The 14,614-nt window shown below is 58.2% G+C and carries 13 protein-coding genes; all 13 read right to left on the minus strand.

The features are described 5' to 3' along the window. Positions 1-36 precede the first annotated feature (36 nt). The 13 genes from EOS_RS41795 to EOS_RS41855 all read right to left on the minus strand — a co-directional run bounded on the left by EOS_RS41795 (position 37) and on the right by EOS_RS41855 (position 14,613). Entirely contained in the window at positions 37-1,053 is a 1,017-nt protein-coding gene (locus tag EOS_RS41795) for an ABC transporter permease (protein WP_235443136.1), read from the minus strand. A 20-nt stretch (positions 1,054-1,073) separates the two neighbouring features. Beyond that, complete coding sequence (locus EOS_RS41800; RefSeq protein WP_047898107.1) at positions 1,074-1,814, minus strand: ATP-binding cassette domain-containing protein; 741 nt, start codon at positions 1,812-1,814, stop codon at positions 1,074-1,076. Positions 1,815-2,048: 234 nt separating this feature from the next. Continuing rightward, positions 2,049-3,044, minus strand: a complete 996-nt coding sequence (gene iolG / locus EOS_RS41805) for an inositol 2-dehydrogenase (protein WP_047898108.1) — start codon at positions 3,042-3,044, stop codon at positions 2,049-2,051. Positions 3,045-3,097: 53 nt separating this feature from the next. Continuing rightward, positions 3,098-3,445 (minus strand): NAD(P)-dependent oxidoreductase, encoded by a 348-nt coding sequence (locus EOS_RS41810; protein WP_053064259.1) that lies wholly within the window; start codon positions 3,443-3,445, stop codon positions 3,098-3,100. An 809-nt stretch (positions 3,446-4,254) separates the two neighbouring features. After that, on the minus strand, positions 4,255-5,490 hold the full coding sequence (locus tag EOS_RS41815; protein WP_326972986.1) for an arabinose transporter: 1,236 nt from the start codon (positions 5,488-5,490) through the stop codon (positions 4,255-4,257). A gap of 308 nt (positions 5,491-5,798) precedes the next feature. Beyond that, positions 5,799-6,968: a Gfo/Idh/MocA family protein gene (locus tag EOS_RS41820; RefSeq protein WP_200908765.1), complete on the minus strand. Its 1,170-nt coding sequence runs from the start codon at positions 6,966-6,968 to the stop codon at positions 5,799-5,801. Beyond that, complete coding sequence (locus EOS_RS41825; protein WP_047898145.1) at positions 6,965-8,032, minus strand: sugar phosphate isomerase/epimerase family protein; 1,068 nt, start codon at positions 8,030-8,032, stop codon at positions 6,965-6,967. The genes EOS_RS41820 and EOS_RS41825 overlap by 4 nt, the downstream gene beginning before the upstream one ends. 81 nt (positions 8,033-8,113) lie before the next feature. Next, complete coding sequence (locus EOS_RS41830; RefSeq protein ID WP_047898109.1) at positions 8,114-8,923, minus strand: SDR family oxidoreductase; 810 nt, start codon at positions 8,921-8,923, stop codon at positions 8,114-8,116. Beyond that, the gene (iolE, locus tag EOS_RS41835; protein WP_200908766.1) at positions 8,920-9,834 is read right to left on the minus strand and encodes a myo-inosose-2 dehydratase; all 915 of its coding nucleotides are present in this window, start codon (positions 9,832-9,834) and stop codon (positions 8,920-8,922) included. The genes EOS_RS41830 and iolE overlap by 4 nt, the downstream gene beginning before the upstream one ends. A 24-nt stretch (positions 9,835-9,858) precedes the next feature. Then, a complete protein-coding gene (gene iolD, locus EOS_RS41840) occupies positions 9,859-11,700 on the minus strand; it encodes a 3D-(3,5/4)-trihydroxycyclohexane-1,2-dione acylhydrolase (decyclizing) (RefSeq protein WP_047898110.1) in 1,842 nt (613 codons plus the stop codon). Positions 11,701-11,943: 243 nt separating this feature from the next. Next, positions 11,944-12,900, minus strand: a complete 957-nt coding sequence (locus EOS_RS41845) for a MurR/RpiR family transcriptional regulator (RefSeq protein WP_235443137.1) — start codon at positions 12,898-12,900, stop codon at positions 11,944-11,946. 263 nt (positions 12,901-13,163) lie between these two features. Then, positions 13,164-13,436: a Gfo/Idh/MocA family oxidoreductase gene (locus EOS_RS41850; protein ID WP_047898111.1), complete on the minus strand. Its 273-nt coding sequence runs from the start codon at positions 13,434-13,436 to the stop codon at positions 13,164-13,166. Between the two features lie 196 nt (positions 13,437-13,632). Next, positions 13,633-14,613 carry a hydroxyacid dehydrogenase gene (locus EOS_RS41855; RefSeq protein WP_047898112.1) on the minus strand — a complete coding sequence of 327 codons (981 nt, stop codon included), beginning with the start codon at positions 14,611-14,613 and terminating at the stop codon, positions 13,633-13,635. Position 14,614 lies beyond the last annotated feature (1 nt).

Genomic DNA, 14,614 nt, shown 5'->3' on the forward strand with positions numbered 1-14,614 from the left:
TTATGTTATAAATAACCGGTCAAGTCAGAGTCAGAGTCAATCACCCGACTTGCGACGCAACTTCTCCAGCATTACTGCAAGAATGATGAATCCACCTAGAAACATGCCCTGCCAGTAAGGGTCAACGCCGGCCAACAAGAGGCTGTTGCGGATAACCTCGATTAGCGCCGCGCCGATCGGAGCGCCGATGGCATAGCCAATGCCACCGGCCAAATTCGCACCCCCAATAACAGTCGCTGCGATCACTTGCAACTCACTTGATAGTCCTAAGGCGTTCGTTACCGAGCCGAGCCAACCGACCATCAGAAAAGCGGTAATGCCTGCTGTGAGACTCGATAGAACGTAGACCGAGACGGTGAGTCTCTCAATGGGGATGCCGCATAGTTTCGCCGCCGCGGCATTGCCGCCAAGGGCGAAAATATGCCGTCCCCAAGCCGAGTAGCGATACACCAGGACAAAGAGCACCGTCATGATCGCCAGTACCCAGACGGGGTTCGCAATGCCCGCCGTCGTTCCTCCTCCGATTTGAAACAAAAGCGATTGATCAGGTCCAAACTGCCAAAAGAGCTTGTTGTTCGATAAAACCAGAGCGAGCGATCTGGCCATCGCGAGCATCCCGAGTGTTACAACAAACGACGACATGCGGAAATAGGCAATCAGCACCCCATTAATCAGACCGCACAATGCCGCGGTCAATAGACACGCTGCTAGCCCAAACCAGATCGAATGCCCTCCAGCCATTGTCATTCCGAGCACAATTCCCGAGACGCCCATCACCGAACCGATCGACAAATCGATGCCGCCGGTGATAATTACTGTCGTCATGCCCAACGCCATGATGCCTGTAAAGGCAAAATTTCGACTCGTGTTGAAGACGTTTCGTGTCGACATAAACTGGTCACTCACAAAACTCATTACGACGCAGACGAGCAGCATCGCCAAAAAGACCCACACTGGCTGAGTGTGCGTAATGGACTGTAGAAAACCAGACTTGCGCCGTTGGACGATGTCGCTAAAATCATCGATCCTCGTTGCGGATTGCTTGTTCATCATTACTTCCTCCTAGATCGCCGTCAGGCCGATTCGATCGCACCAGTGATCAGCCCAGTGACTTCTTCAGGTGAACTCGAGGCAATGCTCTTATCCGCAACTTTCCGACCGCGGCGCATGACGAGGACGCGGCTGCAAACCGCGAAGACGTCGGGCATGCGGTGACTAATCAGGATCACAGTGTGATTCGTGTCTCTGAGCCGCTCGATCAGGGCAAGGACTTCGGCGACTTGTCGAACGCTGATGGCTGCCGTCGGCTCGTCCATGACAACGAGCTTCGGATTGGAAAGACGAGTACGGGCGATTGCGACAGCTTGGCGCTGCCCCCCCGACATTCTCCGTACGAGTTGCCACGGGCGGGTCTCGGACTTCAGTTCCGCAAAAAGTTCGGCTGAGCGTTCAGCCATGGCCTTGTCATCCAGGATGCTGAACGGGCCAACTCTGCGCTTTAGTTCACGGCCGAGGAAAACATTTCCGGCGGCCGTAAGGTTATCGCTTAGCGCCAGGTCCTGATAGACCATCTCAATGCCTTTCTCTCTGGCATCGATTGGCCGGTTGAAGTGACAAAGCTCGCCGTCCACGGAAATCTCACCACCGGTCGGCGGAAAGTTGCCGGCGATCATTTTGACGAGCGTAGATTTTCCTGCGCCGTTGTCTCCCATAAGGGCGACTACCTCGCCCTTTCGAATCGAACAGCTGACATCCGAAACAGCTTGAATGGCGCCGAAGCTTTTCGATACATTCCTTAACTCAAGAATAGCCATAGACCACGTCTCCTGATTTAGTAAGCGTCCCGGCATCGAGGCCGTGATCCGTCGGTGACTTACGACACGTTGAGCCGACTCCTCTCTCGCGAGGAGCGAATGAACGTGTCGGTAACCTTTTGAATCTCCCATGCCTTTCAAGTCGTTGACGCCGGGTTGATGACCGGGCGTAGCCATGAAATCGCCGTAAAATCCTTCGTTATTCTGAACACGCGCGTAAGGCGGGTCCCGCCCTTAGTCGACCTTTACCATCCGTCCAGTTCTCACGGATTCCACTGCGCAATCCGCAAGCTTCAATGCCTGACGGCCATCCTTTGGAGTGACCGGCATCGGCCGACCGTCGCGCAAAGCGGTAAGAAACGCTTCGAGTTCGGCCCGATATGCATCGGCATAGCGCTCAAGGAAAAAGTTGAGCAAGGGTTGCCGAGACTCGGTTTGCTCCGCCGTATATCGACGCACGGTTGTTGGCCTCAAGTTCTCGTTCAGCAGCATTCCCCGTGAGCCGAAAATTTCGAACCGCTGATCGTATCCATAGACGGCTTCCCGGCAGCAGTTGATGTGACATTGCTTCCCGGACTCCGTTTGCATGATCACCATCAACGTATCGAAGTCGTCGAGTTCCGAGAGAGTGCTCTCCACGACCCTGCTCGCAACAGCCATTACCGACACGGGTTCTTCACCGAGCAGCCATCGGGCCATGTCGAAATCGTGGATGGTCATATCTTTGAAGATTCCGCCCGAGTGCTTCAGATAATCCAGCGGCGGCAGCCCGGGGTCCCGGCTCGAGATGATCACCTGCCTCACGTCGCCAATGTCGCCTGCGTCGATGGCGCGTCGAAGCTCGATCGAGCTAGGATCGAAACGCCGATTGAATGCCAGCATCACCGGCACCCCTAGCGCTTCCAGTTCCGCCACGGCGGTGTCGGCTCGCTTGATATCCAAATCCACCGGCTTTTCGCAAAGCACGGCCTTCCCCGCACGCGCCGCAGCCAACATCAAGTCGACGTGCGTGTCGGTTGGGGTGCAGATGATCACAGCGTCCACATCTGCACGCGAAATTGCGTCCAGGGGATTCGAAACAGCGTCGCATCCAAGTTGTTCTGCGAGCGACCGAGCGGCATCTCCGAACGGATCTGCTACGACAACCAACGACGCGTGCCGGCTAGCAGCAGCGTTTGCAGCATGGATTTTGCCGATTCGTCCGGCGCCCAATACGGCAATGCGTGTCATACCTGTCTCCAATTTTATTTACGGTCGCCGGTAGTCCGACCGGCTAGTGTTTATTAACGCTGTGGATCGAGCCTGCCCGAAAAGAAGTCCGTGATGTTTGTCACCGCAGCGCCCAACCTTCGAGTGGCGGCCTCTTCCGTCAACGCTACCGAATAAGGATTTAGTACCCTGCGTTCGCCGCGCAACGGCGGACTGTCAGCGAGTGGTGGCTCCATGTCGAATACGTCGAGGCCGGCACCTGACAATCGGCGTGAAAGAAGTACTTCACTTAACGCTGCTTCGTCGGCGATACCCCCTTGATCGGTATTCACCTCTATCGCCGATGGTTTCATCCCACTCCGCTCACGAGCCCCAATTAAGGGGCTCGGGCCAGGGATGAAGAGGCCGAACTTCTCATACATGACTCGCTCCTCTGTGTGCCCGTCAGCCTTCGTTGCTGCGCGTGGCCATGCTGGCCAGCGGGCGATGTCCTCGTGTGAAAGGCACTTAATGTTGCATAATCTATATTATGCAATTTTTGTTGCGTGTCAAGATTTCCATGCCCTTCCGACGGCCTTCTCGAGGTTGTCCTTATCAACCGCGATCCCCTTGCGACAAGGCTTTCCGCTGCCATGCAGCGCGACCGGCCAAAGTGAACCAAGGGAAAACGATAGGCTCCAGGGCACCTCTTTCTATCGGACGCCGCAGCGCACGTCCCCATGCAATTGTTGTTGCGTTGTCGCGCAACAGAGTTCGTACCAATTTGTTTTGGCGGTCGTGTCAGCGGCGGCCGGCCTCGACCCCGAATGCTTACCGGTCCCACGGACCACCGCACGATGTGTCTTGCGGCACGAGTCGATCTGTTGGTTCAAATCGTAAACATGCGGGTTGGTTCAGAAAATTCTCTGCCTTCATTTAATACGTTATGCATATTAAATATGCCGGAAAGCGACCGATTCGATATCTTTGCCGGCATGGCCACCAGGATTTGAACCGTCGCCATAAAGCGCGTTTGGCAAGGCGCTCCAACATCTGCGCGGCCAGTGGACAAGCTCGTTCGCTACGTCAGCACGGTGCCCGGCCGACCTCGAACAACCTGCGCGAAACCGCCATACGATCTGTGACTACTTACATGGATGTTTCCTTTACCCCAAGCAGCTGGGCGTCCCGACAATCACCTTCAACTATCGAATCAGACGACTCTCCCCGTCTATCGCATACTGATGAGCAGTCATGTGGCCCGTTTGCTCCATACCGTCACGGCGACGCCGGCACACGACGTAACCACGCCTGCTCCGAAGATGGCTTCGTACCCCAGCCCTGACGCGATCAGACCCGCAAGCGGTCCCGTTACGAAATAGGCAATATCCTGAAAAGCGGTGAAAGTTCCTAGGGCGATGGCCCGGCTGTGCGATGGCATGCGCTTTACGGTCATCGATCCAAGCGCTGGAAACATCAAGGAACATCCCGCTCCCGTCACGGCTGCACCCAACACGGCGATCGCAGCACTGGACGCCAGGCACATGATGAGTTGGCCGACTGCCTCGACACACATCGATCCCAGTGCGACCCGATACCCGCCCAGCCTATCAGGCAACGATCCGAGTAACAGCCTGACCAGAACGAAAGCAAAGCCGAAGCTGGATAAAGCCAGCCCCGCATTTGCCCATCCCCGCGCAACGAAATAAAGGGAAACAAAGGAGCTGATTGCAGCAAAACCAAACCCTTGCAACGCGAGGGTTATCCCGGGACGCCAGACGACTCCGAGTACCTCACGAAAACCGCTGCGATGCCCGCCACTGGCTGCGACCGCTGAAAGGCCAAGTACTGCAACGCACGCAATCAACGGCAACCCGATCATGGCGACGCCGACCAGAGCGAAGCCTCCAATGTGAACCAATGCCATACCGCATGGCGCACCGACTGCAATGGCGCCATATAGTGCCATTCCGTTCCACGCCATCACCTTGCCCGAGCGCTGCGCACCCGCCAGCCCGATTCCCCAGGTCAACGCTCCTGTGATGAGTTGACTTTCTCCCAAACCCGAAAACACACGACTGACCATCACGCACGCCAGTTGAAAGACGGGTGCTCCCGTGAACAGCGTTGCGCCAGCGAAAGCCACGCCAGCAGCCGAGCACGACAGCAAACCCCGCAACATCGACCTGCGGGCTCCCAAATGGTCAGCCTGACGCCCGGCATATCCGCGCGTGAGCAGTGTCGCAAGAAAATGCGCGCTTACAGCCGTACCGGCAACGACGTTGCTGAACCCGAGCAGACGCCCGACGAAAATGGAAACGACCGGCAACAGGGCGCCAAAAGTAATCCCACAGATAAAGACCGCCGCACTGAGGCAAAATAGGCTGCGTCCCACCGCAGTCCCTGGCGTCTTGGCAGTAACCGCTGTAACGGGTTTTGAATCGCAATTCATCGGGGGCCGCTTCCGGGTTGAAAACTGTCTTCTCATCGACCGCTGGTGTCGGGCAGTTCCCGGACAGATTCACTTGCAAGAATGCCCGGGATTCTCCCGTCACAAAGTCAGCGGTACCGCACAGCGCATTTCAGCAAGGCACCAATTATCTTGGGATGGGTTACTGCCACCCCGGCCTCCTGATCTCATGGATCTGCCGCGCTCAATGCAGAAATGAACGATCATATTTTATTGAATAGTATTACTAATAAAACTATCGATACTGGTAACGATAAACTGCATTTCTCTGCCCAGGAATACGGCAGCGTCCTGCTTGCTGGGTTACCGACCGACTCCTCGCGCCACTAGACGAATTCCGGCTTCACCCAGACCGATCCACGCTCGAAGCTGTCTACCACCGCGTCGACAAACGCTACGCCTTTCAAACCATCGTAGGCGACCGGTATGTCCCGGCCGAGCGGACCGACTTGCCGATTGTCCAACCGCGCCCGAATCGCTTCGGCGAACCCGCCATAGAGATTGGCAAAGGCCTCGATATATCCCTCCGGATGCCCCGGAGGGGTGCGCGTCCGGACTCTCGCCGCGTCTGAAACATCGTCACGGCCGCGCTTGATAGTGGCGGGTGCACGGCCAAGCGGTGTATGAAGGAGCTCATTGGGTTGTTCCTGGGCCCATGCGAGACTGCCTTTATCGCCAGTTATCCGAAGCCGCAACCCATTAGAGTGACCAACCGCTACCTGCGACGACCAGAGCAGGCCGCGAGCGCCTCCTTCGTACCTCAACATCACGTGCGCGTTGTCATCCAATGATCGACCGGGGACGAACGTCGCCAGATCGGCGCATAGCGCGTCGAGCTTCAATCCGCTCACAAAAGCGGCGAGATGGTAAGCATGTGTGCCAATGTCTCCAATGCTTCCACCCCGCCCGGATCTTTTTGGATCCGTTCGCCATTCCGCCTGGGTATTTCCCGCAGCCTCGATCGCCGTAGCCATCCACTCAAGCGGGTATTCGACCTGCACCACCCGCACCGTGCCGATCACGCCTTGCGCAACCAGCGCGCGGGCTTCGTGTACAAGCGGATATCCGCTATATGTATAGGTGACGCCAACGAAGCAGCCACTTGACCGGGCCAACTGATGCAGGCTCACCGCGTCCTCCAGGGTGGTCGTCATCGGCTTTTCGCAAATGATGTCAAAGCCTGCTTCAATCAATGCCTTCGCGATCGGGAAATGCGTATGATTTGGAGTGCAGATTGAAACGATGTCCACCTTGTCTGCTCTCGCACGTTCACCTTCGATCAGTTCGAGGTAGCTGCCATACGCACGGTTGCTTGCGACGCCAACGCTCCCGGCAAACGCCCGCCCTTTTTCGGCTGAGATGTCGAACGCACCTGCTACAAGCTCGTACTGGTCATCGAGACGCGATGCATAACGGTGGATGCCACCGATGTATGCGCCTTCGCCTCCGCCAACCATAGCAAGACGCAAACGCCTGTTGATGCTTGTGCTGTTCATTGCGCCTCCTGTCCGAGGCCGAGGATCGCCCGGTTCGACGCGCGGTCCGCGCCCGATTTCACGAAATCGTCAAAAGCCCGGTCTGATACGCTGATGATGTGATCGCGAATAAAGCGTGCACCTTCCGCCGCGCCATCCTCGGAGTTTTTCAGGAAGCATTCCCACTCGAGGACGGCCCAACCGTCGAAATCGTAGGTTGAGAGCTTCGAGAAAATGGATTTGAAGTCAACCTGCCCGTCTCCGAGTGAACGGAACCTGCCGGCGCGACTGGCCCAGGGCTGGAAGCCACCGTACGCCCCGGTTTTGCCGTTTGGGCGGAACTCAGCGTCCTTTACGTGAAACATACGGATGCGTTCGTGGTAGTGATCGATGTAGGAGAGGTAGTCGATCGATTGCAGGACCAGGTGACTCGGGTCATACATGATGTTGCAACGAGGGTGATTGCCGACGCGCTCGAGGAACATCTCAAAGGTCAGGCCATCGTGCAGATCTTCTGCCGGATGAATTTCGTAGCACAGGTCGACACCCTCGTGATCAAATGCGTCGAGGATGGGCCGCCAGCGACGTGCCTGCTCATCGAATGCCTCATCGATCAGCCCTTCGGGCCACTGCGGATAAGGGTACAGGTAGGGCCAAAGTAACGTGCCCGAAAAAGTGACATGACGGTCAAGTCCTAGCCGGCGCGAAGCCTTGGCAGCCAGCAACAATTGCTCTCGAGCCCATTCCTGACGCCGCTGCGGATTGCCGCGCACGGCCTGCGGTGCGAACGAATCAGCTATCACGTCGTAGGCGGGATGAGAGGCTACTAGTTGGCCCTGAAGGTGCGTCGCAAGTTCAGTCACCGTCAGACCACGTACCGCTGCCACGCCCCTGATTTCGTCCGCATACGTCTGGCTCTCAGCGGCCTTCGCGAGATCGATGACTCTCGCGTCCCACGCCGGCAGTTGAACTCCCGTGAAGCCCTTGTCTGCAGCCCAGTCAAGCAGTCCGGCAAACGTGCTAAAGGGGGCCTCATTGGCTGCGAACTGGGCGAGGAAGACGCCCGGCCCCTTGATGGTACGCATGATTTCCACGACCTCATTCAAGTTCGAGAAGTGCGGCGCGACGTGCGCCGCGATCACTGGCGGCCCGAGTTCGTTGACCGGTCACAACGCCGCGTTCGGGCCTGGAGGCTCGTCGTATCCTCCCCACACGGACTGGTCATACTCGACCACGGAGCCTGTCATCAGCCCGGACTCGTCACTGCTCAGGAACGCTACTGCGCGTGCCACCTCGGCAGGATCGATCAGGCGGCCAAAAGGCAATTTCTGCGCGGCCTCATCGAGCCAGTTGTCCTTTGCCCCGTGGTACGTTTTCATGATCCGGTCTTCGCCCTCGGATGCCATCCATCCAATGTTCAGGCCGTTCACGCGAATCCGGTTCCTCAGCGCCGCAAACGCGGTGTTTCGGGTGAGGGTGGCCAGTGCGCCCTTGGAAGCGGAGTAAGCGCAGATAAACGGTTGGCCCGCCAGACTCGCCATGGAACAAATGTTGACGATCGTGCCTTTGGTTTCCGTTCGAAGCATGAGTTTGATCGCGTCCTGCATCAGGAAGAACGGCCCGCGCACATTCGTCGCAAACATCTCGTCAAAGCGTTCCGGCGTGGTGTCCAGAATTGTGCCGCGATCGCTGATGGCTGCTGCGTTGACAAGCGCGTCGACCCGACCAAAGGACTGGTCAGCAGCCGCGATGACCGCACGGCAGTCATCGACGCTTGACAGGTCCGCTGGTACGAACACCACTTTCGCCTTTGTCGCGGCAGTCAGTTCTCTCGCTTTTGCTTCACCCTTCTCACGCGAGCGACCACAAATGATGATTCCCTCGGCGCCTCGCTGTGCAAAGAGCGTGGCAATTGCCGCGCCCAGACCTTGAGTGCCACCTGTGATAACCGCAATTTTTCCCTCGAACTGATTCATGTCGTACTCCTTTCGATGTCGTAGCCGGCTCGCTGCAATGCCATGGTGAGCGAACGATGTCCAATTCTCGCGTACTCGAGCGGCGGAGCGTTGGCAGGATCCTGCTCCGCCTCAACCACAAACCAGCCCTCGTAACCAATCTCGGCAAGTTTTTGCGCGACGGTCGCGAAATCGATCGCGCCGTCGCCGGGCACCGTATAAACGCCTTTGAGCACCGCGTCCAGAAAGGACTCATGTGAGCGGTCCAATCCAGACAGAACACCGCCGCGGATGTCCTTTGCATGCACATGAATAACCCGCTTTCCATGCCGGTTCAGGATCGCGATTGGATCGGCACCGGCGAACACCGCGTGCCCGGTATCGAGCAGAAGATGCACTGCCTCGCCGGTATGGGCCATCAGACGGTCGATGTCCGGTGCGCTTTCAATCGCGGTACCCATGTGATGGTGAAACGCGAGCGGCACGCCCTGTTCGGCACAGAACTCGCCGAACTTCGTTAGCTTGCGACCATATGCGACGAAGTCGTCGTCGTGGAGCGTACGTCGACCTGTCAGCGGGACGTTCTGGCGGTTCTGGATGGTGCCGGCGGTCTCGCCGTACACCAGGCACGCGGCGCCACATTCGCGAAATAACGCAAGCTGCGCCAGCACCTTGTGCTTTTCCGCTTCGAGGTCTGAGTCCAGGACGGTGCCTGAATACCACCCCGACGCGAGCCGCAGGCCAAACCGTGACAGCAGCGGCTTCAACTCGGCACTCGTCTTCGGAAACTTCCCGCCCGTCTCGACGCCGAGGAACCCGGCTTCAGCGCTCTCGGCGAGACACGTTTCGAGCGGTGTATCGCCGCCCAGTTGCGGCAGGTCATCGTTGGACCAGGCGATTGGAGCAATGCCCAGCTTTGCTTTCAGTGTCATATCTCTTTCCCGTAGTAGGAGTGATCAAACGCCGATTCGCTGTTTCGTACGGCCCTCTTCCTGATCCTTGCGCGCGGCCTGCACCTCTTCGCGCTCACTGACCTGCGGAACCCCGACGTCCCACCACGCGTCGCCCGGCGTCCACGCGAAGGCATCGGTCACGATCGAGATGACGGTGGTCCGGTCATTCGACTTCGCCCACTTCAAGGCATCGCGCAGCTCGTCGAGCGTATTGGCGCGGCGAGCAAGTGCTCCCATCGATTCGGCATGACGGATGAAATCAACCGGGAAGGCCTCCTTGACCTTGCTGTCCTTCAGCAAGTTGTTGAACGATGCTCCGCCCTTGCCGTTCTGAAGCCGGTTAATGACGCCGAAGCCGCCGTTGTCGCACACAAGAACAATCATCTTGTGTCCCGCCAGCACTGACGAATAGATGTCGGAGTTCATCATCATGTATGAGCCATCGCCGACCATGACGAACACGTCACGTGACGGATCAGCCATTGCTGCACCCCAGCCGCCAGCGATCTCGTAGCCCATACAGGAAAAACCGAACTCGCAATCGAACGTACCCGGCGCCTTGACTCGCCAGCCCTTGACCAGTTCGCCGGGCAAGCCGCCCGCAGCGGAAATGACATAGTCTCGTTGCGCGGCTTCTTCATTCACGACGCCGACAACTTGCGCGTACGTAGGCACGGTGGCATCGGTGTGCTTCTGGCCAGCATCCAGGGCATCGTTCCAGCGTGCAAATTCACGCCGGCCGTGCTCGAGCCATGACGCATCCACGTGCCAGTCTCCGAGCGCGGCATCCAGCTCGGTGACGGTTTCCCGCGCGTCGCCGATGAGCGCAAGCGAGCGGTGCTTGACCGCGTCAAAGCGCGCTGTGTTGATAGCAACAAACTTCGCGCCGTGTGAGAAGCAGCTCCACGAGCCGGTAGTGAAATCCTGCAAGCGCGTGCCGATCGCGAGCACAACATCCGCCTCGCCGGCGAGCGCGTTAGCCGAGCTCGATCCGACGATGCCTAGCGGTCCGATGTGGACCGGGTGATCGTGTGTGAGCGTACCTTTGCCCGCGATTGTTTCCACGATGGGAATACCGCGCTCTTGAGCAAGCTTCACGACGGCCCGCTCAGCCTCTGAGTAACGTACGCCCCCGCCGGCGATGATGATGGGGCGCTGCGCCTCCTTGAGCACCGCCACGGCCTGCGCCACGCGAGTGCTATCGGGCCTTGGCCGGGGGATCGAATGAACCGTCGGTTCAAAGAACGCGGCCGGATAATCAAATGCCACTTCCTGGATGTCTTGACACAAACCGAGGAAAGCCGGACCGCAGTCCGCAGGATCCAGCATCACGGCTACCGCCTGTGGCAGCGATGAGATGATCTGCTCCGGATGCGTGATGCGGTCCCAGTACCGGGTGACCGCCTTGAACGCATCATTGACCGTCATCGACGGATCGTTAAAATGCTCGACTTGCTGCAAGACCGGATCCGGACGGCGGCTTGCGAATGTGTCGCCAGACAGGAAGAGGATCGGCAACCGGTTGGCGTGGGCAAGGCCAGCTGCGGTCACAAAGTTAGTCGCACCGGGTCCAATTGACGAGGTGGCGACCATGATCTGGCGCCGACGTTTCGCTTTTGCAAAAGCAATCGCTGCGAGCGCCATCGATTGCTCGTTCTGGCCGCGCCAGGTGGGGAATTCGTCTTTTACCGCTTCAAGCGCTTCTGCGAGACAGGTGACATTGCCGTGTCCGAATATACCGAAGACGCCAGGAAAGAGCGGAACGCGCTTTCCGTCGATCTCGGTAAGCTGGCTCTTCAGGTAACGCACTATGGCTTGTGCCACGGTGCAGCGAATGGTCGACATTGTCTTCTCCTCACACGTTCGGGATGGCCGCGGGCTAGTCGCACCGCCGCCCTTCTCAAACTTTATTGCAGATAACGTGTTTCAGCAATTAAAATTGCTTAAGGGTTTTCCCAGTGCATTCTGCACCTTGGCGCACGAGCGCTCACAGCCCGATGACATCGGGCAGCAAAGGGATTGCGGGGGAAAAAACCTGAAGCGACTACTGTGCCGGACCGACGTGATGCGCCTGTTACATCAGTCGCATCATTGCGTGCGTTGCCGGGACCGTTTGCCCCGGTTCCGCTCGTTCTCTGTGACGGTCGCAATGCGCGGCGCTCCGTCATGGCCGGGCTGAAGAAGCGCAGCGAGGGCAATGCCGATGCACTGCGTCAGGCACATGGGCGCAGCAAGCGAACGCGAGAACGTGTACTCCTCTTCCGGAATGGCAAAGAGCACGCTTGCGTCCTTCGCGAGAGGCGAAAGCTGACTGTCTGTAATCGCCACAATGGGCACGCCCGCCCGCGCCGCGATGTCCGAGATCGTGACGACTTCCTTGGCGTAGTGGCGAAAGGCGATGGCGACCAGCACATCTTCCCGGGCCATCGTCGAAGCCATTTCCGGCGCCAGTCCTCCTGATGCGTCAAGCAGGATCACCTTGCGTTGCAGCATCGACAGGATGTAGCGCAGAAACTGCGCTATGGGTTCCGAACGAAGCTGGCCAGCGATGTAAATCGTCTGCGCGTCCTTCAGATAGTGGGCTGCCTGCGTGAGGCTTTCCTCGGTCACGTTGCTCAACAGCGCCTGAAGCGTCGCGATGTCACGCACCACCAGGTCATGCAAAAATCCAAGGTTGCCCTGATCGACGTTGCGCTTGAGATCCACCTCCAAGGCATTGATGCGCTCACGAAAACCCGGAGCGGTGGTCGCAAGACGCGTCTGAAACACCGCCTGGAGTTGCTTGAAGCCGGAATATCCGAAGTGCTGTGCAAAACGCACGAGAATGGAAGGATGTGCCCCGCATTTGGCCGCGATCGCGTTGATCGACTCCAGCGCCACCACGTTGGGGTTCTGTGTGAAAAACCGCGCTACCTGCTGATACCGCTCAGACAGCTTGGGGTACTCCGTGGTGATTACGTTGACGATCCCCTCGTAGTTCTCCTCCGGGATAAGCTGCTCGCCGGTCGTTTCCTTGGTCATCTTCGGTTTCTTTTCGCTCGTCATTCCGGTTGCGTCTCGTCTCGCTGATAGTCCTGTCAGCCAAACGATGCCACCAGTGGTCGCCTCCGGCAAGCCTGAGTCGCAGTACCCGGTCAGCGTCGCCCATGTGGCCGCCCTCAACCAATACTCTCACACCTGTCCCCACTGTCCCGAATGAATCACCCCGTCAACCTGCCGGACCGGGGAGATCGCTGCACGGCCGCGACGACGCACATGCCCTCCTGCATGAACAACTGCCCCCTTTCCTGCACGGTACTGTCGATCGATCAGCCTGCCATCTCCTTGTGCACCAGGTTAGGCGTAGTGATCGACACAACGTCGACTGCTGGATCGGTCACGAGTGACTTCCAGTCCGGGATCGCTCGCGCAAAGCCAAACTGCGCTGCGGCGCGCCTCGCGGCGTCTGCATCGATATCGGCAACTGCAACGAGTGTCGGACGTCGGGATTCAAGGAACACGCCAGCCATGGCGCGATAGGCCAAGGCGTGAGTTTTTCCCATGAAGCCGGTACCGATCATGCCAATGCCAATTTCCTGCATGATGGATTCACCCTTATGTATTGAACCCGACTCGACCTGACGCCCCTTTAGCTGACCATCACCGTTCTACCCGTCCTCGCTGATTCCAGCGCGCAGCTCGCCAATCGCAGGCTGTCCCCAGCTCTTGGGTCATTGATGACGTGACGTAAAAGTCCTTCGCATGTCTTCGGCAAGCTTTGCCCCATCAGCCCTGCACTCAGTCCATCGTCGCGGGCGGGGCGATTCCCACGTCGTTGACCACCAGCGCCGGGTCCAGATGGCCAGCGAAGAAGTTAACAATATTCGTGGCAGCGGACATCGCCATGCCGGCCGCCGCTTCTTCAGTTAAACCCGCAGAGTGCGGACTTAGTACGACATTGTCGAAATCAAACAGGGGGTTATCCGGCCCCGGCGGCTCGCTCTCGAACACGTCGAGGCCAGCCCCGGCCAGACGGCCTGCGGAGAGCGCCTCCCGAAGTGCTTGCTCGTCGACAATTCCTCCACGCGCTGTGTTCACCACGATCGACGAGGGTTTCATCCACCCCAATTCCCGGGCTCCGAGCAACGGACCATTCACTGACTTCGGCATGTGAACTGACACCACATCAGCCTCAGCGAGGGCTTGCCGCAGATCGCTGACAGGCGTTACACCAAATGCACTCATTGTTTCGACTGCAACGTACGGATCGTAGGCGAGAGTCTTCATGTTAAAACCTGCGGCCATTCTCGCCATCGCCTTGCCAATACGACCGAACCCCAGCAGCAGCAACGTCCGGCCGTTGAGTTCCCATGCATCGTAGCTGTTCCGATATTGCCAGGAAGAGGCTCGGGTCTTCCGGTCGTACACGATCGTTCGCTTGGCGAGCGCAAGCACCAGCATCATGCTGTGCTCGGCGACCGAGTTTGAGATGACGTCGCCAATAATCGCCAATGGAATTGATCGCTCGGTCAATGCTTCGACATCAACGGCATCAAACCCGACACCATGTCGCGACACGATCTTGAGTCGTGTTGCGGATTCGATCACCGCACGCGGCAGTGGCTGGGTACGGATGAGGATCGCATCCGCATTCGGTGCCAGCGGTGCATAGGACGCGACCGATATGTCCTCAACGAGGTCGAAGGTCACACCGCGGGCATTGCGCAGGATATCCAGCCCCGCGTCGTGAATCCGTCCGGCTACCAGTACGTGGGGCATG

It is taken from the genome of Caballeronia mineralivorans PML1(12) (assembly GCF_001028175.1).
Lineage (GTDB): Bacteria > Pseudomonadota > Gammaproteobacteria > Burkholderiales > Burkholderiaceae > Caballeronia > Caballeronia mineralivorans.

Excerpts from the sequence above, each read along its gene's own strand:
- EOS_RS41795 (WP_235443136.1), bottom strand. The coding sequence starts at position 1,053 with ATGATGAACAAGCAATCCGCAACGAGGATCGATGATTTTAGCGACATC.
- EOS_RS41800 (WP_047898107.1), bottom strand. The coding sequence starts at position 1,814 with ATGGCTATTCTTGAGTTAAGGAATGTATCGAAAAGCTTCGGCGCCATT.
- iolG (WP_047898108.1), bottom strand. The coding sequence starts at position 3,044 with ATGACACGCATTGCCGTATTGGGCGCCGGACGAATCGGCAAAATCCAT.
- EOS_RS41810 (WP_053064259.1), bottom strand. The coding sequence starts at position 3,445 with ATGTATGAGAAGTTCGGCCTCTTCATCCCTGGCCCGAGCCCCTTAATT.
- EOS_RS41815 (WP_326972986.1), bottom strand. The coding sequence starts at position 5,490 with ATGAGAAGACAGTTTTCAACCCGGAAGCGGCCCCCGATGAATTGCGAT.
- EOS_RS41820 (WP_200908765.1), bottom strand. The coding sequence starts at position 6,968 with ATGAACAGCACAAGCATCAACAGGCGTTTGCGTCTTGCTATGGTTGGC.
- EOS_RS41825 (WP_047898145.1), bottom strand. The coding sequence starts at position 8,032 with ATGCGTACCATCAAGGGGCCGGGCGTCTTCCTCGCCCAGTTCGCAGCC.
- EOS_RS41830 (WP_047898109.1), bottom strand. The coding sequence starts at position 8,923 with ATGAATCAGTTCGAGGGAAAAATTGCGGTTATCACAGGTGGCACTCAA.
- iolE (WP_200908766.1), bottom strand. The coding sequence starts at position 9,834 with ATGACACTGAAAGCAAAGCTGGGCATTGCTCCAATCGCCTGGTCCAAC.
- iolD (WP_047898110.1), bottom strand. The coding sequence starts at position 11,700 with ATGTCGACCATTCGCTGCACCGTGGCACAAGCCATAGTGCGTTACCTG.
- EOS_RS41845 (WP_235443137.1), bottom strand. The coding sequence starts at position 12,900 with ATGACGAGCGAAAAGAAACCGAAGATGACCAAGGAAACGACCGGCGAG.
- EOS_RS41850 (WP_047898111.1), bottom strand. The coding sequence starts at position 13,436 with ATGCAGGAAATTGGCATTGGCATGATCGGTACCGGCTTCATGGGAAAA.
- EOS_RS41855 (WP_047898112.1), bottom strand. The coding sequence starts at position 14,613 with ATGCCCCACGTACTGGTAGCCGGACGGATTCACGACGCGGGGCTGGAT.